At 61.7% G+C, this 23,340-nt stretch carries 30 protein-coding genes and 1 pseudogene; 6 read left to right on the top strand and 25 right to left on the bottom strand.

The genetic code is table 11. From position 1 onward, the window contains the following. The first annotated feature begins 1 nt into the window (after position 1). The 5 genes and pseudogenes from pth (at position 2) to AUL39_RS01720 (ending at position 4,541) form a co-directional block, all read left to right on the top strand. Complete coding sequence (gene pth, locus AUL39_RS01740) at positions 2–574, top strand: aminoacyl-tRNA hydrolase (RefSeq protein WP_059052971.1); 573 nt, start codon at positions 2–4, stop codon at positions 572–574. A 169-nt stretch (positions 575–743) separates the two neighbouring features. Next, positions 744–1,586, top strand: a complete 843-nt coding sequence (locus AUL39_RS01735) for a sulfide/dihydroorotate dehydrogenase-like FAD/NAD-binding protein (RefSeq protein ID WP_032110505.1) — start codon at positions 744–746, stop codon at positions 1,584–1,586. Next, positions 1,574–2,981: pseudogene (gene gltA / locus AUL39_RS01730) on the top strand (NADPH-dependent glutamate synthase). The gene AUL39_RS01735 and the pseudogene gltA overlap by 13 nt, the downstream one beginning before the upstream one ends. A gap of 796 nt (positions 2,982–3,777) precedes the next feature. Beyond that, positions 3,778–4,254, top strand: coding sequence for a ribonuclease domain-containing protein (locus AUL39_RS01725; RefSeq protein ID WP_070807526.1), 477 nt, complete (start codon positions 3,778–3,780; stop codon positions 4,252–4,254). A gap of 8 nt (positions 4,255–4,262) precedes the next feature. Further along, positions 4,263–4,541: a barstar family protein gene (locus AUL39_RS01720; RefSeq protein WP_059052969.1), complete on the top strand. Its 279-nt coding sequence runs from the start codon at positions 4,263–4,265 to the stop codon at positions 4,539–4,541. A gap of 204 nt (positions 4,542–4,745) precedes the next feature. Here AUL39_RS01720 and AUL39_RS01715 read toward each other — a convergent pair whose 3' ends face one another. After that, the gene (locus tag AUL39_RS01715) at positions 4,746–5,741 is read right to left on the bottom strand and encodes a glycosyltransferase (protein ID WP_059052967.1); all 996 of its coding nucleotides are present in this window, start codon (positions 5,739–5,741) and stop codon (positions 4,746–4,748) included. Between the two features lie 141 nt (positions 5,742–5,882). Here AUL39_RS01715 and AUL39_RS01710 point away from each other — a divergent pair, with 141 nt between their 5' ends. Continuing rightward, positions 5,883–7,037 carry a glycosyltransferase family 2 protein gene (locus AUL39_RS01710; protein ID WP_059052965.1) on the top strand — a complete coding sequence of 385 codons (1,155 nt, stop codon included), beginning with the start codon at positions 5,883–5,885 and terminating at the stop codon, positions 7,035–7,037. Positions 7,038–7,317: 280 nt separating this feature from the next. Here the strand turns inward: AUL39_RS01710 and AUL39_RS01705 are convergent, their stop codons facing one another. The 24 genes from AUL39_RS01705 to AUL39_RS01590 form a co-directional block, all read right to left on the bottom strand. Next, the gene (locus AUL39_RS01705; RefSeq protein WP_070807551.1) at positions 7,318–8,388 is read right to left on the bottom strand and encodes a glycosyltransferase family 2 protein; all 1,071 of its coding nucleotides are present in this window, start codon (positions 8,386–8,388) and stop codon (positions 7,318–7,320) included. Between the two features lie 226 nt (positions 8,389–8,614). Further along, a complete protein-coding gene (locus AUL39_RS01700) occupies positions 8,615–9,406 on the bottom strand; it encodes a hypothetical protein (RefSeq protein WP_059052960.1) in 792 nt (263 codons plus the stop codon). Between the two features lie 45 nt (positions 9,407–9,451). Next, positions 9,452–10,390, bottom strand: coding sequence for a putative manganese transporter (locus AUL39_RS01695; RefSeq protein ID WP_059054026.1), 939 nt, complete (start codon positions 10,388–10,390; stop codon positions 9,452–9,454). Positions 10,391–10,426: 36 nt separating this feature from the next. After that, positions 10,427–11,299 carry a tRNA pseudouridine(38-40) synthase TruA gene (truA, locus tag AUL39_RS01690; RefSeq protein WP_235810719.1) on the bottom strand — a complete coding sequence of 291 codons (873 nt, stop codon included), beginning with the start codon at positions 11,297–11,299 and terminating at the stop codon, positions 10,427–10,429. Positions 11,300–11,437: 138 nt separating this feature from the next. Next, positions 11,438–11,938, bottom strand: coding sequence for a 50S ribosomal protein L17 (gene rplQ / locus AUL39_RS01685; RefSeq protein ID WP_059052958.1), 501 nt, complete (start codon positions 11,936–11,938; stop codon positions 11,438–11,440). A 33-nt stretch (positions 11,939–11,971) separates the two neighbouring features. After that, positions 11,972–12,913, bottom strand: coding sequence for a DNA-directed RNA polymerase subunit alpha (locus AUL39_RS01680; protein ID WP_059052956.1), 942 nt, complete (start codon positions 12,911–12,913; stop codon positions 11,972–11,974). A gap of 24 nt (positions 12,914–12,937) precedes the next feature. Continuing rightward, positions 12,938–13,531, bottom strand: a complete 594-nt coding sequence (gene rpsD / locus AUL39_RS01675) for a 30S ribosomal protein S4 (protein ID WP_059052954.1) — start codon at positions 13,529–13,531, stop codon at positions 12,938–12,940. 18 nt (positions 13,532–13,549) lie between these two features. Continuing rightward, on the bottom strand, positions 13,550–13,951 hold the full coding sequence (gene rpsK, locus AUL39_RS01670; RefSeq protein ID WP_059052952.1) for a 30S ribosomal protein S11: 402 nt from the start codon (positions 13,949–13,951) through the stop codon (positions 13,550–13,552). 12 nt (positions 13,952–13,963) lie between these two features. Continuing rightward, a complete protein-coding gene (gene rpsM, locus AUL39_RS01665; protein WP_059052950.1) occupies positions 13,964–14,335 on the bottom strand; it encodes a 30S ribosomal protein S13 in 372 nt (123 codons plus the stop codon). 21 nt (positions 14,336–14,356) lie between these two features. After that, the gene (gene rpmJ / locus AUL39_RS01660; protein WP_013252436.1) at positions 14,357–14,470 is read right to left on the bottom strand and encodes a 50S ribosomal protein L36; all 114 of its coding nucleotides are present in this window, start codon (positions 14,468–14,470) and stop codon (positions 14,357–14,359) included. 125 nt (positions 14,471–14,595) lie between these two features. After that, positions 14,596–14,814 (bottom strand): translation initiation factor IF-1, encoded by a 219-nt coding sequence (gene infA, locus AUL39_RS01655; protein ID WP_059052948.1) that lies wholly within the window; start codon positions 14,812–14,814, stop codon positions 14,596–14,598. A 115-nt stretch (positions 14,815–14,929) separates the two neighbouring features. After that, positions 14,930–15,724, bottom strand: coding sequence for a type I methionyl aminopeptidase (map, locus tag AUL39_RS01650; protein ID WP_059052946.1), 795 nt, complete (start codon positions 15,722–15,724; stop codon positions 14,930–14,932). Beyond that, the gene (locus AUL39_RS01645; RefSeq protein WP_059052944.1) at positions 15,721–16,347 is read right to left on the bottom strand and encodes an adenylate kinase; all 627 of its coding nucleotides are present in this window, start codon (positions 16,345–16,347) and stop codon (positions 15,721–15,723) included. Before AUL39_RS01645 ends, map begins: the two co-directional genes overlap by 4 nt. A gap of 60 nt (positions 16,348–16,407) precedes the next feature. Then, entirely contained in the window at positions 16,408–17,685 is a 1,278-nt protein-coding gene (gene secY / locus AUL39_RS01640; RefSeq protein ID WP_059052942.1) for a preprotein translocase subunit SecY, read from the bottom strand. Continuing rightward, positions 17,679–18,128, bottom strand: coding sequence for a 50S ribosomal protein L15 (gene rplO, locus AUL39_RS01635; RefSeq protein WP_059052941.1), 450 nt, complete (start codon positions 18,126–18,128; stop codon positions 17,679–17,681). Before rplO ends, secY begins: the two co-directional genes overlap by 7 nt. A gap of 11 nt (positions 18,129–18,139) precedes the next feature. Next, a complete protein-coding gene (gene rpmD, locus AUL39_RS01630) occupies positions 18,140–18,328 on the bottom strand; it encodes a 50S ribosomal protein L30 (RefSeq protein WP_032110520.1) in 189 nt (62 codons plus the stop codon). Between the two features lie 2 nt (positions 18,329–18,330). Further along, positions 18,331–18,852 (bottom strand): 30S ribosomal protein S5, encoded by a 522-nt coding sequence (gene rpsE, locus AUL39_RS01625; RefSeq protein ID WP_059052939.1) that lies wholly within the window; start codon positions 18,850–18,852, stop codon positions 18,331–18,333. 9 nt (positions 18,853–18,861) lie between these two features. Continuing rightward, on the bottom strand, positions 18,862–19,230 hold the full coding sequence (gene rplR, locus AUL39_RS01620; RefSeq protein ID WP_059052937.1) for a 50S ribosomal protein L18: 369 nt from the start codon (positions 19,228–19,230) through the stop codon (positions 18,862–18,864). 60 nt (positions 19,231–19,290) lie between these two features. Continuing rightward, a complete protein-coding gene (rplF, locus tag AUL39_RS01615) occupies positions 19,291–19,827 on the bottom strand; it encodes a 50S ribosomal protein L6 (RefSeq protein ID WP_059052934.1) in 537 nt (178 codons plus the stop codon). A 31-nt stretch (positions 19,828–19,858) separates the two neighbouring features. After that, positions 19,859–20,257 carry a 30S ribosomal protein S8 gene (gene rpsH / locus AUL39_RS01610; protein WP_032110524.1) on the bottom strand — a complete coding sequence of 133 codons (399 nt, stop codon included), beginning with the start codon at positions 20,255–20,257 and terminating at the stop codon, positions 19,859–19,861. Positions 20,258–20,344: 87 nt separating this feature from the next. Continuing rightward, a complete protein-coding gene (locus AUL39_RS01605) occupies positions 20,345–20,530 on the bottom strand; it encodes a type Z 30S ribosomal protein S14 (protein WP_032110525.1) in 186 nt (61 codons plus the stop codon). Between the two features lie 68 nt (positions 20,531–20,598). Next, positions 20,599–21,159, bottom strand: coding sequence for a 50S ribosomal protein L5 (gene rplE / locus AUL39_RS01600; protein WP_059052932.1), 561 nt, complete (start codon positions 21,157–21,159; stop codon positions 20,599–20,601). Between the two features lie 295 nt (positions 21,160–21,454). Further along, positions 21,455–22,144, bottom strand: coding sequence for a zinc-ribbon domain-containing protein (locus tag AUL39_RS01595; RefSeq protein ID WP_059052930.1), 690 nt, complete (start codon positions 22,142–22,144; stop codon positions 21,455–21,457). 105 nt (positions 22,145–22,249) lie between these two features. After that, a complete protein-coding gene (locus tag AUL39_RS01590; protein ID WP_059052928.1) occupies positions 22,250–23,248 on the bottom strand; it encodes a D-2-hydroxyacid dehydrogenase in 999 nt (332 codons plus the stop codon). Between the last annotated feature and the right edge of the window lie 92 nt (positions 23,249–23,340).

The following is a 23,340-nucleotide window of genomic DNA, read 5'->3' as shown; positions in this document are numbered from 1 at the left end:
CATGTCCGCGCGTCCCAAGGAGATCCGGCTCGTGTGCGGCCTGGGCAACCCCGGCCCAGAGTACGAGCACACGCGTCACAACATTGGCTTTGCCACCGTCGACGTGCTGGCCGAGCGCGCCGGCACGCGCTACTGGAAGAGCGAGGCCGGCTGCATGGTTGCCCGTGCCCTCATCGGCGGACGCGAGGTCATTCTCGCCAAACCGCAGGACTTCATGAACACGAGCGGCGGCCCGCTCTCCAAGCTCATGCGACAGGAGCACGTGACCCCCGCAGAGATCCTGGTGGTGCACGACGAGGTTGACCTTCCCGCGGGAGAGGTGCGCGCCAAGTGGGGCGGCGGCCTTAATGCCCACAATGGCCTGCGCTCCATTGCTAACAAGCTCGGAACGAGGGACTTCTCGCGCGTTCGCTGCGGCATTGGTCGTCCGCCCGGAAAGATGCAGGTGGCAGACTACGTCCTGCGCGAGCTCAAGGGCGGTTTCCTGGACGAGTTCCTCATTCTGGCCCAGGACGCGACGTCTCTCTGCGAGCAGGTCGTGAGAGACGGTATGCCCGCGGACGCCCTACGCTAGCCCCGGCAACGAGCAACCGCTCGCCTCAAAACCTGCTGCGATAAATCATGTAGGCGTTGTTGTGGGTAATCTACAGTTCAGCCAACAATTAAACTAAGACGTTGGTGGGCCTTGGGCATCTCCGCCCGGGGTCAAGTCTGAAGCGGCTTTAGGAGAGGAGTCAGGCTTCATGTATAAGATCCTCGAAAAGACGCAGTTCTCAGAGAAGGTGTTCAAGTTCCGCATCGAGGCGCCGGAGATGGCCAAGCACGCACACGCTGGCCAGTTCCTCATGGTTCGCGCCAACGAGACCGGTGAGCGCGTGCCGTTCACCTTCGCGGACTGGAACCCCGAGGAGGGCTGGGTCGAGTTCATCTTCATGGTGGTCGGCAAGACCACGAAGATGCTCTCTACGTACGAGCCCGGCGACGCCATTCTCGACGTCACCGGCCCGCTGGGGCAGCCCACGGTCATGGCCCCCGGGACCACCTGCGTCATTGGTGGCGGCGTTGGGCTTGCCATCGCGTATCCCGTTGCGCGCACGCTGGTGAAGACCGGCCACGAGGTTCACGCCATCATGGGCGCCCGCACCAAGGACCTGCTCCTTCTCGAGGACCAGTTCCGCGAGCTTCTGCCCGACGACCACATCCACATCACCACCGACGACGGCTCCTACGGCGAGAAGGGCGTGGTCACTGCCCCGCTCGAGCGCCTGCTCCAGGCCAAGGCCGTCGACGAGGTCTTCTGCGTTGGCCCCGTCCCCATGATGAAGTTCTCCACGCTCACGGCCGAGAAGTATGGCACCCCCATCACCGCGTCGCTCAACCCCATCATGGTCGACGGCACGGGCATGTGCGGCTGCTGCCGCGTCGAGATTGACGGCAAGACCAAGTTTGCCTGCGTCGACGGTCCCGATTTCGACGCAACCAAGGTCGACTGGAACGACCTGCGCGCGCGTCAGGCTGCATACCGTACCGAGGAGGGCCAGGCCCTCAAGGCCTATGAGGAGGCGAACTGCGCATGCCACAGGTAAACGGTCGCTTTGTTCCCGACATGAAGTCCCCGCGCACCCCGGACAACGAGGAGCCGGCGGAGGAGCGTGCCCACGACTTCCGTCCCGTCGACAAGGGCTTCACCAAGGAAATGGCGCTGGCCGAGGCTGAGCGCTGCATGGACTGCAAGAAGCCCCTCTGCGTCGAGGGCTGCCCAGTCAACATCAAGATCCCTAAGTTCATCGAGAAGATTCGCGAGCAGGACTTTGGCGCCGCTCTCGACATCATCCACGAGGACTCGATGCTCCCCGCAATCTGCGGTCGCGTGTGCCCGCAGGAGAACCAGTGCGAGGGCCGCTGCATCCGCGGCAAGAAGTCCGAGCCCGTGGCCATCGGCCAGCTCGAGCGCTTCCTGGGCGACCAGCCCGAGCTTGCTAGCAAACCGCAGATGAAGCCCGCCAACGGCAAGAAGGTCGCCGTCATCGGCTCTGGCCCCTCCGGCATCACCTGCGCCGGCGAGCTTGCGCGCAACGGCTTTGACGTCACCGTCTTCGAGGCGTTCTTCACCGGCGGCGGCGTGCTCGTCTACGGCATCCCCGAGTTCCGTCTGCCCAAGGCCGTTGTCAAGCGCGAGATCGACGGCCTCAAGGAGCTGGGCGTCAAGTTTGAGTTCAACTCCGTGATGGGCAACCTGGCCAACGCCGACGAGCTTCTCAACGAGAAGGGCTTCGATGCCATTTACGTGGCAACCGGCGCCGGCCTGCCCAAGTTCCTCAACATCCCCGGCGAGAACCTGCCCAACGTGTACTTCGCCAACGAGTACCTCACCCGCGTGAACCTCATGAAGGCGAACAAGTTCCCTGAGTACGACACCCCCACCAAGCACGCCAAGCAGGTCGTGGTCTTTGGTGGCGGCAACGTTGCCATGGACGCTGTCCGTACGGCAAAGCGCCTGGGTGCCGAGCGCGCCATCATCGCGTACCGCCGCACCGAGGCCGAGATGCCCGCCCGTCGCGCCGAGCTTCACCACGCCAAGGCCGAGGGCGTCGAGGTCATGCCGCTTGTCTCGCCGCTCGAGTTCATCGCCGGCGAGGACGGCAACGTGTGCGCAGTGAAGGTCCAGAAGATGGAGCTGGGCGAGCCCGACGCCTCTGGCCGTCGCCGCCCCATCCCCATCGAGGGCGCCATCGAGGAGATCCCCTGCGACGTGGCCATCTCCGCCATTGGCACCAACGCCAACCCCTTCGCCAAGAAGATTGGCGGCATGGGACCTCAACAAGTGGGGCTACATCGTTGCTGACGAGAACGGCCGCACCTCCAACCCCCGCATCTGGGCTGGCGGCGACATCGTCACCGGTGCCGCAACGGTCATCCTCGCCATGGGTGCCGGCAAGACCGCGGCAGCAAGCATCACCGAGACGCTTACCGCCGAGTAGCACAGCGCTTCTCGCAAGTTTTGCCGCGTTTGCGGGCCCCGAGGCCAGATTGCCTCGGGGCCCGTTGCTTGTCTGCGGTAGCGTCCGCGGCGAAGCCTCGTCTCCAGGGCACCCACATGTAGCGGAAACCTGCGGCTTAGTTGCAGTTAGCCTCATGCGTCGCTGAGAAGAACTGCAGGTCGAGCGCTTGCGGCCTTCTCGAGCGCCGCTATTAAACCGCAGGTTTTCTCAGTGAGCGAGAAACGCACGGCGGGATGGGACATCGCTGTGCTCAAGCACCTTGAACAGACGTTTTCGCACGAAATTCTTGGGTCAAGTCAGCTATAACTGGACAAATACCGTACCTATCAGGAATTACGTTCAATAATTGGCGTCCTCGGCCAACGAGCTGTAGAGCCCTCGGAATGCAGAAAGCGGCGCGCGATTGAAAGCTCGCTACACTAGTGCACAAAAACGGTCTATCGGACGGTATTTTTCTTCCGGCTGCACAAAAGTGTCCTATCGAACGGTGCCCTCCACGCATCCTCATCAAGAATTGAATTTAATTTGCATTGTTATACATATTTTTAAAGATATATGCATTTTCATGCAATGTTGATTTGAAGTTTGATATCATTGCGCAGAGGGCACCGTTCGATAGAGCGATTTTGTGCATCAGTCTCCAAAATCCCGTTCGTTAGAGCGTTTTCATGCAGCCAGCAGGGAATCACCTGGGCTTGGAGCATCCGCTGCAATGACCCAAGGGTAGTCCGCATACAATCGAGAAGAACCGAACGCCACATCGCGGGGAGGAACCTTGAGAAAGCTTCACTGCTTTGCACATGCGTTTATCATCGCGCTGCTCACCGCCGTCTTGGGTCTCTCCCTTGCTGCTTGCGGCAGCAGCACCTCTCAACAGGCAGGTTCCCAAGACCAGCCGCAAGCCACCACAATCTCTCGCGATGGCAGCTATACCAGCAAAGAGGACGTGGCGCTCTACCTGCACACCTATGGAGAGCTTCCATCAAACTTCATCTCGAAGACGAAGGCCCGCGAGGCAGGGTGGGACCCACAGGAGGGCAACCTCGACGAGGTCTGCCCCGGAAAGAGCATTGGCGGCAGCGTCTTCTACAATGATGACGGCGCGCTGCCGGACGCACCGGGGCGCACCTGGCACGAATGCGACATTAACTACCAGGGCGGGCATCGCGGCCCAGAACGCATTGTGTACTCCAACGACGGCCTTGTGTACTACACGCCAGACCACTACGAGACCTTTGAGCAGCTCTACTAGGAGGAGCCGTGGCAACCGTGAAAATCCGTGAGGCGAGTGACGCCTCTGAGCAAGAGATATTCCAGCAGATTGCAAAGAAGCTCAAGTTTCCCGACTACTTTGGCAACAACTTCGCCGCGCTAGAGGACTGCCTTGGCGACATGACCGAGAGCACCCGCGTCGACATCGTTCGCTATCGCGATGACCCCGACCCAAAGCGGCGCGCGTTCTTTGGGACCCTCTGCGCCGTGGTGGCTCGGGTGGCGCTTGAGAACCCCAATGTCCACCTTACGATGTACGAGAAGTAATCGCGCAAAGCGCAAGCGGCTGGCCCACTGCGTTCTGCTTCTTGCAAAGAGCCACGGGACGCACGGCAACCGTTCCACACGCTGCGCACGCCGCTCCAAAGACAACGATGCCCAGCGCGTAAAGGCCCGTCCCCTCGCTTGTCAGGCTGCGGTAAGGCAAGCGTCACAGTTCAAAAAAGCCGCAGCCGCAGGTAGCGCCCGCGCCTACGCCAAAGGCGGCATAGGCTTCCACGCAGGGTCGTGCAGGGCCTTCCTTGAGTCGCGGTACCCCGCCCAGAGCCTGGCCCAGCTGGGACCAAAATGGCCTCGGTCCACCAGGACCAAGCGCAGGAACTCCTTTGCAAACGAGAGGAACGTGCCAAAGCCGTACCCCACGGAGTTGTAGTCTCCGTGCAGCATGAAGTAGCGCGCCATGTACCCGCGGTTCCGCATGATGTAGTAGCGGGTCATGTCTGAGGTCGATGAAATCTGCCTCACGCCAGACGCGCCAACCTCCTGATGGCGCACCTCTCGCGTACGCCGCAGCACGTAATCGGGCACCAGCACGGGCTGGCACACCTTGCTTGCCAGGTAGCCGTAGATGGCGTCGTCGTAGTAGATGAAGAAGCGGTAGTCAGGCAGGCCGATCTTCTCCACAACCCCGCGCCTAAAGAGCCCGCCCTCAAAGCACATGACGTTCACGTCCAGGTGGTCGGCGCCATTGAAGCCCGCACGCGAGAGCGGGTTATAGATGCACAGCGACGTCATGAAGTGGTGCTGCCAGAAGAAGGGCGTGCCGTCGTAGTCGTAGCGCTGGCCCTGCACCACGTCATAGCGGGCCGACCATGGCTCCAGGCGCTCCAGGGCCTCGGGGAGAACGGCCACATCATCATCCATGACCCAAAACCACTCCGCACCAAGCTGAAAGGCACGCTTCACGCCCTCTGAGAAGCCACCAGAACCGCCAGTGTTGGTCTCCTGCGGGTCATAGACCACACGCTCCACGCCGCCTGCGGAATCCGGCTCTGAGACCGTCTGGCCCCACTGCGCCGCAAGGCGCGCGGAGAAATCCGCCACCATCTGCGCCGTCTGGGGGGAGTTCTCGTTGTCCACCACCACAATGCGCCACGGTGCCACCGTAAGGGCCGCGATTGAGTCGAAGAGCGAGCCCAGCAGCTCCTGGCGCTTGAAGGTGACTATCACAATAGCGAGACGATCCATGTCCCATCCAAGGTTGCGGTGGCCGGTACAAGGCGTGCAAGGCGTCCGGGCGGGCGAGCAATGCGTCAGCCCAGCGCCGAGTCACTGTATTATAGGGTACGGCCGCGGACCCACCGTGGCGGTCGGCGGCAGGGAGGTCACGTGGAAGCCACGAATGCAACAGGCAAGGCACCCGGAAGCAGCAGGCGATTCTCGCACAAGGTTTCAGTGGTGGTCCCCACCTACAACGTGGAGCGCTACCTCGACCAGTGCCTTACCAGCATCCAGATGCAGCCGTTCGCGAACATCGAGGTCATCTGCGTGAACGACGGCTCGACAGACGGCTCGCTGGACATCATGCGCGAGCATGCCGCGCGTGATCCCCGCGTACGCGTTATCGACAAGCCTAACGCCGGATACGGGGCCGCATGCAATACCGGCATCGATGCCGCCACCGGGGACTACGTGGCCATCGTCGAACCGGACGACTACCTCACAGGCAACATGTTTGGCGACCTTCTCGCCTTTGCGGACTCGCTCGACGGCGGCCCGGTGGACATCGTGAGGTCCTCCTACTGGCGCATCTTCAACGCCAGCACACCCAACGAGCTGCGCACGGTTTGCCTGTACCAGGATCGCGTGAACCCGCCGAGCCAGCCCTTCGCCATCGGCGACGGCATCGCCCTTCTAGAGCACCATCCGGCAATCTGGACGGCCCTCTATCGCAAGGCATTCTTGGACGAGAAGCACATCCGCTTCCGCGAGTACCCGGGCGCCGCCTGGGCCGACAACCCCTTCCTGGTTGAGACCCTCTGTCAGACGGACCGCATTGCCTACGTGAACCGCCCTTACTACAACTACCGCGAGGACACGGAGGAGAAGCTCGTCGCCTCCACGCGCCGCGATCCCCTGCTGCCAATAAAGCGCTGGAACGACATGCAGGACATCGTTGAGCGCTTGGGCGTCACCGACAGGCGCGTGCTCTCGGCGCAGACCAAGCGCGCCATCAACTATTGCGGCCTCACCATTGACGCGGTTGGCCTTGACCACCCTGGCGTTCGCGAGGCTGTCACAGCCGTTTACCAGCGGCTCGACTACGACTTGGTGATGGAGCAGCCGCTGGTGACGCCAGCCGCCAAGCGGCTCTACTGCGAGCTCACGGGCAGGCCAGACCCAAAGATTGGCCACCTCTCAATGCTGCCTGCTGCCGCTGACGAGGTGTGGTACCGCCTGCGGCACACAAGCCCCAGCTACACGTGGTTCTCAATCACAAGCTTCCTGCGGCACCGCAGGGGTCGCGCCGGAGCGGGCGCGTAGCGAGGGGGGCGCATGCGGGCGGCTATGGCCGCAAAACGTGAAACCTGCGGCTTAATAGAACCCCGCAGAACAGCCACAAGCTATCTACCAGCGGTTCTTCTCAACAGCGCACGGGGCTAACTGCTATTAAGCCGCACCTTTCATGATTGCGGGCTCTGGACTGTGACGCGCAGGCTCTGGGCTGTGACGCGCGGGCTTACGGACCGTGAGGCGCAGGCTCTGGACCGTGGGCTATGAACTGCGGACTTGCGGCCAGCAGGCACGCCGGCACCCGACGCCCCTACAGCGACGTGCAGAACGGACCCAAGCCCCTCTCGCCACCACGCTTCATAAAAGAGGCGAGAAAGCCTTCGGTATACGCAAGGCCGGCGTTGCCGGAGCGAATGGGCCCCTGCATGGCCTTTGCGCCCATGCCGCGGGGACGCGCCACGTCGGCGGCAAGGCGCGCGCGGTCTGAGGAGACCATCTCCCCAACAAGACGACGACGCTCCGCCGCCGAGAGGCCGGAGCGGTCCGAGAAGACCCCTGCCACGCAGTCGACGAGGCACTCGAAGTAGCGGTTCTGGATGAGCCCCATGCTCGTAGGATCCCCGTCGAGGCCCCAGTGGTGGTAGACGCCCACAAGGGTGCCATACTGCCGCTCGAGCGCCCGGTAGTCGCGCACGGAGAAGCCGGGCAGGCGCTGCGGAGAGCGGCTCTCAACGTGGTAGTGCGCGTGTCCGGTAAGTCCAACCCGCTCGACGTCACGCACGTAACCGGCCATAAACGAAAGGGCATCCGTGCAATCGCCGTCCCCGTCGGCAAACGAGAGGCCCAGTCCCTCCACGCGAGAGCGCAGGAAGAGCTTTGCGCAGGGTGACGAGAGAAGATTGCCCTCGAAGAGCTGCCATGCACCAGCACGGAAGTCGTGCTGGGTGGGAAAGACGTAGGCGGGCTGGTTTGCTTCAATGGACTCCTGCCGGCGTCCATCCCCCACGACGGTTGCCGAGAAGCCCGCTATGGCAAGCTCAAGCGAAGACTCCTCCGCCGCACCCACCAGGTCTGCCAACATGTCTGGGTTCGCCCAGCCGCTCGCATCAAAGAACACCAGGTAGTGACCACGCGCACGGGACATCCCCAAATCGAGCGCAGCCGCCAAGCCGCAGCCATCGGCCTGCACCAGCGAGATGGTGAGGTCTCGCTGCGCCATGTTGTCGACGATGCCCGGCGTTCCGTCCGTCGAACCGTCGTCTACCACGATAGTCTCGTGGCTTCTCAGCGTCTGGTTCTGGATGCTCTCTAGAGCTCGGCGTATCGTGGCAGCATCACCGCGCGTGGCAATGACAATCGAGACAACGGGCTCCCTATGCATGGTGCTCGGCATATCCTGGCGCGACTCTCCTCCCCGAAGACCGTCCCAGAGGACTGCGTTGCAGCCCCACCAAATGTTGAGGAAAGGGTATCAGCCGTTCGTGGAGCCTGCGTGACAATCGCGGGCAACTACCATTACTACAGATAAAGCCCAGGAGAGAGACACAGCGCTAAAGATGTAGTGCCGTTCGCCGCTCGCACAGGGACGTTCGCCGCCAGCGCGGACGCTATCCCTCGTTGCTGACAAGCGTGCCCACCGCAAGGCCGAGCGACGCCTGGTCAATCACGCGGTAGCCCGTCGAGACGGCATTTCCGCTCTCGTCGGTTGTGGTCTCGTCCACCATGGGCGCATCAACCTTCGAGAGGCCATCCGTCCCGGCCGATTGCACCTTCTCGGCCAAGTCGAGAATCTCCTGCGACGACATGTCGGTGCGTATGGACGAGAGGAACTCGGTCGCACGGCTTATGAGCGAGTTCACGCCCACACCGGCGAGCGAGCGCACCTCGTCCCACACGGCACTCGTCGAGACAATGACATGCGTGACGGGCAGGTTGGCCGCCGTGGAAAGCGGAGAGACGCAGGCCGCGGCGCCAGTGCTGTTGAAGAGCTCGGCCAAGGTAGTGTCCTGTCCGTTGTAAGAGACCTTGGTGTCGGTGGGAATGGAGACGAGCTTGCCCGTGGCTACGGTCTCGTCGTAAACCAGGAGCTCCGCCGAGGAGAGGTTGGCCCCGCCCGTCTCGGACGCATCGAGGTTGTCCGTAGTGAGCAGCAGGATGCCCATGAAGGTGTCGCTCGATACGGTATAGCCAAGGTCCGACACGGATGACGTCTTGCTCACCGAGGAGCTGAGGCTGCTGTCGCCCAGGTGAGACTGTGCCTGCGCACGCTTCCATGCGGTGGAGACAACAATCCCACAGGCGACAAATACCACAACAAGCACGATGCCGGCTATAAGGTTGCGGTGAGGGTTGTCGCGAGGGACGTCGGTCCGTTCAAATCGCTCTCGCTGTTTAGCCATGGAACCCTCCCGTCATCCACTGCCTGGAGCCGGGCATCCCGGCATCTAGAAGAGGATACCTGAAGCGGAGACGATAAGTCCCACGACGACCCCAACCACGTAGACAAAAGCCATGATGGCAATGTTCTGGCGCACGTTGTTGTTGGTGCGAAAGAGCACGAGAAGCCCAACGCCGCCAGAGGCGAGAAGGCCCGCCACCATGGGCCCTGCACCAAGTACCCCATCGAGATAGAGCTCGGTAATGGCAACGGAGGCGCCGCAGTTGGGGATGAGCCCCACGAGCGCCGCAAGGAAGGTTGCCCGCACGGGGTGGCTTCCAAGGAGCAGCGCCAGCTCGTCTCCACCCATGACCTCGATGAGCAGACCAAAGAGGAACGTGACGAGAAGGATGAACCCCGTCACCTGCACGGTATGCACGGCGGCAGAGCGCACGATGGCCCAGTGGCCGTGCCCGTGGTGGTGGGCGTGAGTTGCATCACCGGAGGCCTGCTCGGAGAACGTGTCCTCCTCTCTCTCCTCGTCCTCGCAGTGGCAGCGCGCACGCTCGCAGAGGTCGTGGATGTGGGGCTTGGGGTTGCCCACGTGGCGCACGGCATGCAGCACGGCATCCAGGAGCAGGCCCACGATAATACCCACGACAACCTTGAGCAGCATAATCGAGAGCAGACGCCCAACGGGCTCCTGGTGGGCGAGAAACACCGGCACCATCTCGTCTGAGGTCGAGAGGATCACGGCCACCAACGTGCCAACCGTGACCACCCCGCCCGAGAAGAGCGTAGCCGCCATTGCGGAAAAGCCGCACTGAGGAATGGCGCCGAGAAGCGCGCCCACAATGGGGCCGGCGTGCCCCGCACGCGCAACAATTCCCTGCACGCGGCCCTCGGTTGAGTGCTCGAGCGCCTCCATGGCAAGGTAGGTCACAAACAGGAAGGGCACGAGCTCAAGCGTATCAAGCACCGAGTCGGCAATCACGTCGACAAGCATGTCCAAAGCATATCCTCCAACACAACAGGCACTGGGCTAGGCCCAGGGCGCGAGAAGTCCGTCGGGGTATTCTACCCCGACGAACGTGAGGCCCTGCGCCGGAGCGCATGGCCCCGCAGCAGCTCTATCTTGTGCTGCAAGGACCTTCTCCACCCAAGAGGGGGCCCTGTGTCCTCTGCCCACCTCAACAAGGGTGCCAGCGATGGTGCGAACCATGTTGTGGAGGAATGCGTTGCCCGTAACGTCTATCGCCACGAGGGGCTCCCCGGCCTCCACCACGCGCGATACCTTCACGCGCTCGAGATAGCGGCTCGTGGGCTTGCCCTCTGCCGAGGTCGCCTTGCAGAAGCTCTTGAAGTCGTGCTCCCCAACCAGGCAGGTGGCTCCGGCCTGCATATCATCCACGTCCAGGTCTCCGCGGTACCACCATGCGTGATCCCAGGCGAGCACAGGCCGCGCATCCCCGGTAGCAATGCGGTAGCGATATGAGCGCGAGGTAGCGTCAAAGCGCGCCGAGAAGAGCGCATCACCGCGATAGAGCCCCCGGATGGAGATGTCGTCCGGGGTAAGCGCCACAATCGAGCGCGAGAGCGTTCGGCCAGCAAGGTTCAGCTCCCCCTCGCTCACGGGAATGCTCACGTACTGCGAGAGTGCATGAACGCCGGAGTCTGTCCGTCCAGCACAAACAAGCTCCACATCGCGCCGTAGGACTGTCGAGAGCGCGCGCCGCAGCTCGCCGGCAACCGTTCGCATGGCGGGCTGCTCGGCAAAGCCGGCAAAGTCCGCCCCGCGGTATCCCACGCAGAGCACAAGCGTACCCGAAGCAGGAACTCCCTCAACCAAGGGCACCTCTCGCTCGGTGCGGCTTGGACGGTGGATGGGCATGGGACCGTTTGGAGCTTCTGGCATGTGGTGTGAGCTTTCTTTTGACAAACGTTTACGACGCATGGAGCTTACCACGAGGGCCGAGGACCCTACGCACAAGAAAAGGCCCCAGCCGTTTGGCTGGGGCCCCAGTGAGTGCTTGGACCTTCTGTAGGGGATGACCTACTCGGCCTTCTCCTCGGTCTCAGCCTCGGCGGTCGGCTCCTCAGCAGGGGCCTCCTCGGCCTTGGGCTCCTCGGAAGGCGCCGCAGCAACCTTGGTCACAGTAGCCTTGGGCTCAGCCTTGGTCTTGGGCGTGACGGCCTCGGTCACGAGCTCCATGATGACGACCTCTGCGCCGTCGCCCTTGCGGGGACCAAGCTTCATGATGCGGGTGTAGCCGCCGTTGCGGTCAGCCCACATGCCCTGAGCGGCCTTCTCGAAGACCTCGCGGACAATCTCCTTGTCGCCAACCTTTGCGATGGCAAGACGGCGGGAGTGCAGGTCGCCCTTCTTAGCCCAGGTGATGACCTTGTCCACGTCCGGACGAATGGCCTTGGCGCGCGGCTCAAGGGTCTTGATACGATCATTGGCAAGCAGGGCAGAGACCAGGCTCTTCTTCATGGCCTTGGTGTGGCTGGCATCGGTGCCAAGCTTCATGCCCCTCTTCTTGTTGTGCCTCATGTCTAGCTTCTCCTATGCGATGCGAGCGGCGGCCTAAGCCTTGAGGGAAAGTCCCATGGACTCGAGCTTGTCCTTGACTTCCTCGATGGACTTGACGCCAAAGTTGCGGATGTTGAGAAGGTCGTTCTCGGAGAACTCCACGAGCTGACGCACGGAGTGGATGCCGGCGCGCTTCAGGCAGTTGTAGGAGCGGACGGAGAGGTCCAGGTCCTCAATCTGCTTGTCGAGCTCGGCGTTGTCCTCCTCGGCGCCCGTTGCGAAGATCGACTCGTCCTCCTGGGGCTCATCGACGTCCGCGAGGCCCATGAAGGCCGTCATGTGCTGGTTGATGATATTGGCGGCCTCGACGATGGCGTCACGCGGGCTAATGGAGCCGTTGGTCTCCACCTCGAGCAGCAGGCGGTCGTAGTCGGTGTGGCGACCAACGCGGCAGGGCTCGACGGACTTTGCGCAGCGGCGCACGGGCGAGTAGAGCGAATCCACGTGAATGATGCCGATGGGGTCGCTCTCGCGCTCGTTGTCATCACCAGAGACGTAACCGCGGCCAATGCCAATGCGCATCTTCATGGAGAGGTGCGCGTCGGCGCCAAGGGTGCAGATCACGTGGTCGGGGTTCACAAGCGTGAACTCCGCGGGGATGTCGAAGTCCCCGCCGGTGACCGTCATGGGACCGTCGACGTTGATGGAGGCGGTTGCCTCCTCGCCGGTGCCCATGGAACGGAACACAAGGCCCTTCACGTTGAGGACGATATCGGTGACGTCCTCGTAAACACCCGGCACGGTGGTGAACTCGTGCTGCACGCCATCGATCTGGATGGCCTCGACGGCTGCGCCCTCGAGGGAGGACAGCAGCACGCGACGCAGGGAGTTACCCAGCGTGTCACCATAACCACGCTCGAGCGGCTCTGCGCTCACGCGTGCGAGGTTGTCGCTGATCTCTTCTACCGACACAGTAGGCCGGATGAACTCGGACATTGCTACCTCCAAACTGTGTCGGGCTTACTTGGAGTAGAGCTCGACGATGAGCTGGGCGTCGATGTCGAGATCGATCTGGTCACGGCTGGGAAGCTGAAGGACGGTGCCCTGGAGCTTCTCGATGTCGACCTCAAGCCAGGCCGGCACAGCCATGTGCTCGGAGGAGATGAGGGCCTCCTTGATCGGGAGAAGGTCCTTGGCCTTGGGGGCCACGGCGACGACGTCGCCAGCCTTCACCTGGTATGAGGGAATGTCCACGCGGTGGCCGTTCACGGTGATGTGGCCGTGGAGAACGGTCTGACGGGCCTCCTTGCGGGTGCGGGCAAAGCCAAGACGGAACACGACGTTGTCGAGCCTTGACTCGAGGATGGTCATGAGGTTGTCGCCCGTGATGCCCTCGCGCTTGAGAGCCAGCTTGTAGTAGCTACGGAACTGCTTCTCGAGAACGCCATAGATGAACTTGGCCTTCTGCTTCTCGCGGAGCTGCGTGCCGTACTCGCTCTCCTGGCGGCGGCGCTGCTTGGGCTGACGGTGAGATTCCTTGTTGATTCCCATAACGACGGGATCGATGCCGAGCTGACGGCACCGCTTAAGGACAGGCGTCCTGTCAACTGCCATTAGTGGTGTCCTTCCTAGCTACACGCGACGACGCTTGCACGGACGGCAACCGTTGTGCGGAATGGGGGTCTTGTCCTGGATGCCCGAAACCTCGAGGCCAGCAGCCTGGAGGGAGCGGATGGCCGTCTCGCGGCCGGAACCGGGGCCCTTGACGAACACGGAGACCTTGTGCAGGCCGTGCTCCATGGCTGCCTTAGCCGCGGCCTCGGCAGCAAGCTGTGCCGCGAACGGCGTGGACTTACGGGAGCCCTTGAAACCAACGGTGCCGCCAGACTGCCAGGAGATCACGTTGCCCTGGGGGTCGGTGATGGAGACGATGGTGTTGTTGAAGGTGCTCTTGATGTGAGCCTGGCCAACCGCGATGTTCTTGCGCTCAGAACGGCGCACGCGGGTGGTACGGGCATTCTTCTTCTGCGGCATTGTGTTATCCCCTTACGCCTTCTTCTTTGCACCGATCTGACGCTTCTTGCCCTTGCGGGTACGAGCGTTGGTGTGGGTGCGCTGACCGCGAACGGGGAGGCCCTTGCGGTGGCGAAGGCCACGGTAGCAGCCAATCTCCATCAGACGGGCAATGTTCTGCCTCACCTCGCGGCGAAGGTCGCCCTCGGTGGTGTAGTTAGCATCGATGTAGTCACGAATCTTGGTGACCTCGTCCTCCGTCAGGTCCTTGACGCGAGTGGAGGGGTCAACACCGGTAGCCGCGCAAATCTTGGTTGCGGTGGTCTGGCCGATGCCGTAAAGGTAGGTAAGTCCGACCTCGACACGCTTATCACGCGGAAGGTCGACGCCATTAATACGGGCCAACGTGAGTCTCCTCTCAGTTATCTAGCCCTGACGCTGCTTGTGGCGCGGGTTCTCGCAGATTACGTATACCTTGCCGTGGCGACGAATGATCTTGCACTTGTCGCACATCTTCTTGACCGAAGGACGTACCTTCATGTGTCTTTCCTTCCAGTAGACAGTACCTGTACTGGTAGTACATCTGGCCTGGCAGGTGGTGCTGCCTGGCACTCTATCTCATCGCCCAGCCGCAGGCGTGAATAACCAACCGTTGTGCGCAGCGCCTACTTGTAACGGTAGGTGATGCGACCCCTCGTGAGGTCATACGGCGAAATCTCCACCACGACCTTGTCTCCGGGAAGAATCCTGATGTAGTTCATCCGAATCTTCCCCGAGATGGTGCAGAGGATGGTCTTACCGTTCTCAAGCTCGACGTTGAACATGGCGTTAGGCAGCGGCTCGATAACCTTGCCCTCAAGCTCGATTGCATCCTGTTTGCTCAAATTCAACCCTCTCAACGCTGTGACAGCGACCAAATATCTTACCTAAAATCCTCACAAACGTCCACGTTGCACTTAAATCGCACAACGTGGACGCATTTTATCTGCGAGAAGGGCGCTAGGCGTCCTTCTCGCCACCCTGCATGCTGCACCAAGGTCCAATCTCGTCGGCAGTGAGGATGACGGGACCATCCTTCGTGATGGCAATGGTGTTCTCATAGTGAGCGGCAGGAAGGTTGTCATTGGTAACAACGGTCCAACCGTTCGAAAGGGTATGCGAGTCATAGGAGCCCAGGGTGATCATGGGCTCAATGGCGATGACCATGCCAACCTGGAGACGAACGCCGCGGCCGCGCTTACCGTAGTTGGGGACGTTGGGGTCCTCGTGCATAACGTGGCCCACGCCATGACCAACGTAGTCGCGTACCACGCCGTACCCATGCGACTCGGCAAGCTCCTGAATGGCTGCGCCGACATCACCCAGGCGATTGCCGGGAACAGCCTGTTCGATACCCGCCTTGAGGCAGTCGCGAGTAACCTCGCAAAGACCCTTTACCTCGTCCGACACATTGCCAACGTAGAACGTCCAGGCGTTGTCCCCCACCCAGCCGCCAAGCGTGGCGCCCGTATCGATCGAGATGATGTCGCCATCTTTGAGAGCAACAGCAGGAGAAGGGATGCCATGGACGATCTGCTCGTTCACAGAAGAGCAGATGCTGGCGGGAAAGCCACTGTATCCCTTAAACGTTGGGGTAGCGCCATGGAGACGAATGTAGCTCTCAACCACCTGATCGATCTCTCGGGTGGTAATGCCGGGACGAACCATCTCCCCGGCACGACGAAGGGCCGCCTTGGACACAGCCCCGGCGGCCTTCATCTGTTCAATCTGCCCTGAGTTCTTGATGTGAATCATGCGGTGAGGAGCGCGCGCACGTCGGCATAGACCTCGTCGACCGGCCTGTCTCCATCAACCTCCTTGAGAATCGAGTGACCGCGATAGTACTCGATGAGCGGGGCAGTCTGGGTCTGGTACACATCCAGGCGCTTCTGGATGGTCTCAGGCTTGTCGTCGTCGCGCTGATACATCTCGCCGCCGCAGCGCGGACAAACGTCAACGCCAGCAGGAGCAGTGTAGCCACAGGAGCGGCAGGTACGACGCGAGCTCAGGCGCTTAACAATGACGTCGGGCTTGACATCGACAAGAAGCGCCGCGTCAAGGTTGCGCTCCATGGCAGCAAGCTCGGAATCGAGCGTTACAGCCTGAGCGGTATTGCGGGGGAACCCATCAAGGATGAAACCCGCCTGGGCGTCGTCGGCCTGAAGACGCTCCTTGACAAGGTTAATTACAAGTTGGTCGGGAACGAGCTTGCCAGCGTCCATGTAGGCCTTGGCCTGAAGACCAAGCTCCGACTGAGCCTTGACGGCCGCGCGCAGGAGGTCACCCGTGGAGATATGGGCAAGGCCAAACTCCTCGACGAGCTTCTGTGCCTGTGTGCCCTTACCAGCTCCCGGGGCACCGAGCAGAACGATGTTCATGTGCATCCCCCTTCGAAAAAGGTGCCGGCCCCGCGGCCGGCACCCAGCGCAACAGATTGCCTACTTAAAGAAGCCCTCGTAGTTGTGCATCTTGAGTTGGCTCTCGAGCGACGCGATGGTGTCCATGGCCACGCCAACCATGATGAGCACCGAGGTCCCGCCAAACGACTGGATGAGTGTGTCGTTAGTGAACCAGAAGATGATGGTGGGCACCACAGCAAGGACTGCCATGAAGAGCGCACCGGGAAGCGTAACGTGGTCGATCGTGCTCTTGATGTACGCTGCCGTCGCAGCCCCTGGCCTTACGCCGGGAATAAAGCCGCCCTGCTTGCGAAGCTGGTCAGCTGTCTCCTCGGGGTTGAAGACCATCGAGGTGTAGAAGTAAGCGAAGAACACAATGAGAACAACCGAAAGAACCCAGTTGAGCCAGCCCGAGGAAAGGGCATTTGCAACTGCCTGGATCCAGCCCACACCAGGGAAGAACACGGCGATCTGGGCCGGGAAGTACAGCACAGCAGAGGCGAAGATGATGGGGACGACGCCAGCCGTGTTGACCTTGATGGGCAGGTAGGTGTTCTGCCCACCCATGACCCTGCGGCCCACCACGCGCTTTGCGTACTGCACGGGAATGCGGCGCTGGCCGCGCTCCACATACACGATGAGAGGTACGATCGCGATGATCACGATGAGCGTGATGATCGTGAGCAGGGCGTTGCCGTTGGTGGTCACCGAGGAGATGAGCGCCGAGGGCAGGCCAGACATGATGTTCGCGAAGATTATGAGAGACATGCCGTTGCCAACGCCGCGCTGGGTGATGACCTCGCCCAGCCACATGATGATCACTGCGCCCACAAGCATCGTGAAGACCACGATGACGTTCTCGAGTGCCTCGGGAATCCCCATCTGGGAGAACGACACGCCAAAGCTCTTGAAGTAAAAGAGATAGGCGATGGCGTTGAGAAGTGCAAGGCCAATGGTGAGGTAACGGGTGTACTGCGTAATCTTACGCTGACCCGACTCCCCCTCCTTGGCAAGCTCTCCCAGCGAGGGCACCACTGCCTGGAACATCTGAAGGATGATCTGGGCAGTGATGTAGGGCATGATGCCCAAGCTGAAGACGGACATGCGCGAAAGGGCACCGCCCGAGAACAGGTTGAGCACCGCCATGGCACCGCTCGAGGAGACGCCGGCGGCATAAGCGCTCAGCATCTCCTGGAACGGAGCTCCAGGCACGGGAAGGTACGCACCGAAGCGGTAGAGGACGAGGATCCCCACTGTGAGGAGAATCTTCTTCCTCAGTTCCGGCACTCGGAAAGCGTTGGCGATTCCGTTTAGCACGCCGGCTCGACCTTTCCTCCGGCCGCCTCAATCTTGGTCTTGGCCGAGGCGGAAACCTTGTCCACCTTGACAGTGAGCTTCTTGGTGAGCTCGCCGTCACCGAGGACCTTCACGGGAACATAGGCGCGCTTGATGACGCCCTTGGCAACCAGGGAGTCGGCGTCGACGGTGTCGCCGTCCTCGAAGACCTCCTGGAGACGGGCAACGTTCACGGGCGCATACTCGACGCGGTTGGGGTTCCTGAAGCCGGGGAGCTTAGGAAGACGCATGGCGAGCGGCTGCTGGCCGCCCTCGAAGCCGGCGCCCTTGCCGCCGCCAGAGCGGGAGAGCTGGCCCTTGGTGCCGCGACCAGCGGTGGTGCCGTGGCCGGAAGAGTTGCCGCGGCCAATGCGCTTGCGGTTCTTCCTGGAACCCTCTGCGGGGCGCAGATCATTGAGCTGCATTTGGGTGACTCCTAGTTCTCTTCAACGGTCACGAGGTGCTTGACCTTGAAGATCATGCCTCGGACGCTGGGGTTGTCGGGCAGGACGGCGACGTCGCCAATCTTGCGAAGGCCCATGGCACGGCAGGTGGCCGTCTGGTCCTTCTTCACCTGCGTCACGGCGCTGCGGACGAGGGTGACGGTGAGTTTCTTCTCTGCCATCGCTAGTTCTCCTTCCCGACGAACATCTCGGAGACGGTGATGCCACGGCGCTCGGCGGTCTCCTGGGGGCTGGAGAGCTCCTTCAGGCCCTCGGCAGCAGCCTTGATGATGTTCATGGCGTTGTCGGTGCCCAGGGACTTGGAGAGAACGTTGGTGATGCCAGCAAGCTCGAAGAGCGGACGGACAGGGCCGCCGGCGATGACACCGGTACCCTCGATAGCCGGCTTGATGAGAACGCGGCCGGCGCCGTAGTGACCCTCGACCGTGTGGGGGACGCTGCCCTCGGCGGTGACGGGAACCTTGAACATGTTTTTCTTGGCGTCCTCGACGCCCTTCTGGATTGCCAGGGGCACCTCAGTGGAACGGCCCATGCCGAGGCCTACGTTGCCCTTGCCGTCACCCACGACGACGAGAGCCACGAGGGACATGCGACGGCCGCCCTTGACGGTCTTGGAGACGCGGTGGATGTAGACGACGCGCTCCTGAAGATCCGTGTCCTGCTGGCGCTTACGATCACGTGCCATTGAATCCTCCTAGAACTTCAGGCCCGCGCTGCGGGCACCATCTGCCAGAGCCTGGACACGGCCGTGATAGATACGGCCGCCACGGTCGAACCTCACCGTGGTGATGCCCTTCTCGATGGCGCGCTTGCCAACGAGCTCGCCCACGAATGCGGCGGCCTCCTTGTTGGAGCCCACCTTTCCGGTTGCGCGGAACTCGGGGTCGAGGGTAGAGGCAGAGCATAGGGTCTTGCCCTCGGTGTCATCGATGACCTGCGCGTAGATGTTGGCGTTGGTGCGGTGCACGCAGAGACGGGGACGCTCTGGGGTACCGAAGATCTTGGCGCGGACGCGACGCTTGCGACGCGCGAGGCCAGCTGCCTTCTTCTGATACTTGTTCATTCCTTCTCCTTAGTCACGCCATCACCTGACGGGGTGATGGTCTTGTGCCTGGTCCTATTACTACTTGGCGGCCTTGCCGAGCTTGCGACGGATGTGCTCGCCCTCGTAGTGGATACCCTTGCCCTTGTACGGCTCGGGCGGACGCTTCTCGCGGATCTCAGCGGCAACCTGGCCAACCTGCTCCTTGGAGATTCCCTTCACCGTGATGTGGGTGTTGTCGGGCACCTCGAATGAGATGTTATCGGGGCAGGCGAAGATGACGGGGTGAGAATAGCCAAGGGAGAGGTCGAGGTCCTTGCCCTTGAGTGCGGCGCGGTAGCCAACGCCCGTGAGCTCGAGCTTCTTCTCGAAGCCCTCGGAGACGCCCACGACCATGTTGTGGATGAGGGTGCGGACGAGGCCCTGCTGAGCGTTGGACTCCTTGGACTCGTCAACGCGGGAGACCGTGAGGACGTCACCGTCCAGGGCGATGCTCACAAGCTCAGAGAAGGTGCGGGTGAGCTCACCCTTGCTGCCCTTGGCCGAGACGGTAGTGCCGTCGATGGTCACCGTGACTCCAGCCGGAATCTGGACAGGCTTCTTACCAATACGAGACATTGTCTCCTCCTATCTTGATTCAGCGGGAGTTTTACCAGATGTAGGCGATGACCTCGCCGCCGACGCCGAGCTTGCGGGCGTCGCGGTCGCACATCATGCCCTTGGAAGTAGAGATAACGGCAGTGCCGAGGCCACCCAGGACGCGGGGAAGCTTATCCGCCTGGGAGTAGATGCGAAGGCCCGGCTTGGAGATGCGACGGATGCCGCGGATGACGCGGGCACGCCTGTTGCCGTACTTAAGAGTGATGTGAAGGGTCTTCTGGGGCTTGGTGTCCTCCACCTCGTAGCCCTCGATGTAGCCCTCCTCCTTGATGACGCGGGCAATCTCAACGAGCACCTTGGTCGAAGGCATGGAAACCTCGGCCTTGCCCGCTGAGTTCGCGTTGCGGATGCGCGTCAGCATGTCTGAAATGGGATCGGTAATCTTCATTGATCCTTCTCCTTCGTCATGATGAAACTGCGTGTCCGGTTCACCCAAACCCATGGCGTGGGCGCCTGGACGCCAGAGCCCTGCGCCCTACCAGCTTGCCTTGCGGACGCCAGGAAGCTCGCCCTTGCTCGCCAGCTCGCGGAAGCACACGCGGCAGAGCCCGAACTTGCGATAGACGGAGTGGGGACGCCCACAACGCTGGCAGCGGTTCTGCTTGCGCGTCGAGAACTTCGGCTCGCGGTTCGCCTTGACGATCATCGATGTCTTAGCCACAAATCCTCCTTCATAGTGCATCTTGACCGCTCGGGACTTTCCCGGGCGAGGTCATTGCGATATTTGGCCTACTCCGCCTTGAACGGGAAGTGGAAGGCGTCGAGAAGCGCCTTGCCCTCTTCGTCGGTGGGAGCGGTGGTCACGATGGTAATGTCCATGCCGCGCGTGCGGTCGATCTTGTCGAAGTCAATCTCGGGGAAGATCAGCTGCTCGGTGACGCCCATGGAGTAGTTGCCGCGGCCATCGAAGCTCTTGGGAGAGAGGCCACGGAAGTCGCGGATACGCGGGATAGCGACGGCGATGAGGCGGTCGAGGAACTCCCACATGCGGTCGCCGCGAAGGGTGACCTTGGCGCCAATGGCCTGGCCGGCGCGCAGGTGGAAGGTTGCGATGGACTTGCGGGCGTGCGTGACGAGCGGCTGCTGGCCGGTGATGGCGCGCAGGTCCGAGATGGCGCCGTCGATTGCCTTGGAATCGGTTGCGGCCTCGCCAACGCCCATGTTCACGACGATCTTCTCGAAGCGAGGGATCTGCATAACGTTGCCGTAGTTGAACTGCTTCTGCAGCTCGTCGCGGACTTCGTCGTAGTACTTCTGCTTGAGGCGGGGCACGTACTTCTCTTCTGCCATGTTCACTCCTTAAATCATGGTGGTTTACGTGCGGGGTTTCTTTCTCGCACCCCCTGGGTTGGCACTCCCAGGAGCCAGTGGCTGCACCGCGAGACAGCATACTCCCTGCCTAGCGACGCAAGGTCAAATCATAGTGTTTCCGGCGATTTTCTGCCAGCCCTCATGTTTGCTTGTTTTGGGGCTGAGAAATTCTCCTCAGTATCAACACGAGAAAGCCCCTCCCCGCTCCCACGGGAAGGGGCCATAACGCTTGTTGATCCCTGCCACAGCGCGGTCTGAGAAGCTCCGCACGATGCTAGTCGAGCTTCTTTCCGCACTCCGGGCAGAAGTGAGAGCCGGGCTGGACGGGCGCTCCGCACTCAGGGCAGAAGTGTCCGGCGGCAGGTGCGACGACCGTCTCCGGCGTTGGCTGGGCAGTTGGTGCGGGCGGCTCCGGCGCAGGCTGGGCGGACTCCGCGGGCGCCGGCGGGACAGGCGCCTCCGGTGCAGCGCTAGCGGGCGGAAGCTGCGAGTTGGAACGGTTGCTCAGCATGCCCTTGATGTCGTTGGTGTTGCGGGCAATGATGACGCTCAGCATGATCGACTCGAAAGAGACGCGCTCGAGAAGCTCGACAATAAGGCAGAGAATGGCGCACATGATGAGCGTCATCAGGAACGCCACGATGCCATCCGCAATGCTGGCGAGAACCAGCGCCAGGAAGAAGAAGGCAGTAAAGATGGCGCAGAAGATGTAGAGCGCTCGTAGGATCTTGTCGATGACGAGCTTGTCAAAACGCAGGAACGGACCCCATGTGCTCTTATCTTTTACGCTGAATGGCTGGTCGTTGCCGTCGCTAGCGTATGTGCGGTACACAACCACCGCAAGCACAATGGCCGCAATGAACCCAATGACCAGCAGCGTCGCGAAGATTCCGCCAGCTGCCTCCAGCCCCATTCTAGGACTGCCAAAACCATAGTCGTTGTAGCCGTACCCGTATCCGTACATGGCGCTCCTTTCAGTTGGTCGAGCGTCGCTCGCCCGTCATCCCACGGTGCTACGCGCGCGGCGCGGGTCCCCCTAGGCTCCCCTCATGGTAATACAGGTGCCCCGTCAACCACGAACGATGTTCTTGAGCTGTTCTCCCCTAACGTAGCGCCTAAGGTTCTCAGTCGCCAGGGCCACAACGCGCTCAAGTGTGGCATGCAGATGCCAGAATCCCGCCACGTGTGGCGTGATGAGAAGGTTAGGCGCATCCCACAGGGGGTCGTCGGCCGGAAGCGGCTCGGGCGTAGCCACGTCCAGTGCCGCACCCGCAAGCTTGCCATCCTCCAGGGCACGACGCAACGCATCCTGGTCTATGAGGTCGCCTCGCCCTGCATTCACCAGGTACGCACCGGTCTTCATGCTGCCGAGAAATGCATCAGCTACAAGTCCTTGAGTCTCCGCAGAGCTGGGTAGGAAGCAGGCTACCACATCGGCTTTGGGCAGCATGTGAACCAACTCATCCATGGTTGTCACTCGGGAGAAGGCCTGCTCATACTCGGGCGTAGACATGCTCGGGAGATGTCGCCTCACGCCCACGCACGAGGCACCCACGGCAGTGCAGAGGCGGGCGAAGCAGAGGCCGATATCCCCCGCGCCAAGAACCAGGACTCGTGCGCCAGCCAGGGTCGAAACCATCCCCTCGTCTGACCATGCGTGGGCACGTTGGTCGTCCCGGTAAGCAGGCAGACGCTTCATGAGCGAGAGGAGCATGGCAAAAGAGTGCTCGGCGACGGCCGGACCATAGGCTCCGGTGCCGTTTGTCACGATGGTCGAAGGGGCGAGCACGCCAGGCGCGAGGTATGCCTCATACCCAGCCGAGCCAAGCTGAATCCACTGGAGGCGTGGCGATGCCTCGATGAGCGCCGGCGCCACGTTGCCGAGAATAACGTCCGCCTGGGACACCCGCTCTCGGGAGATATCGAGCTTTGGGGTCCTGGGAAGACGGCTCGTGTCGCCTACCGGTGCCGCAAAGTCAAATGTCGCCGATGGCATTGTCGCCATCATCGCAGCAGCCTGTTTCTCTGTTACAGGAATCTTTACCAGCACGTTATCTACAGATGGCATGGGGTCTCCCCAATTCCTCGCTTGCGGGCGAATACAAACGAACCCGGCCGTCGCAAGCGCGACAGCCGGGTTCGAGACTAGTGCATGTCCTA

It is taken from the genome of Tractidigestivibacter scatoligenes, assembly GCF_001494635.1.
GTDB classification, from domain to species: Bacteria; Actinomycetota; Coriobacteriia; order Coriobacteriales; family Atopobiaceae; genus Tractidigestivibacter; species Tractidigestivibacter scatoligenes.
The sequence above is the reverse complement of the archived record's forward strand: the minus strand, read 5'-3'. Positions and strand labels throughout refer to the sequence as shown.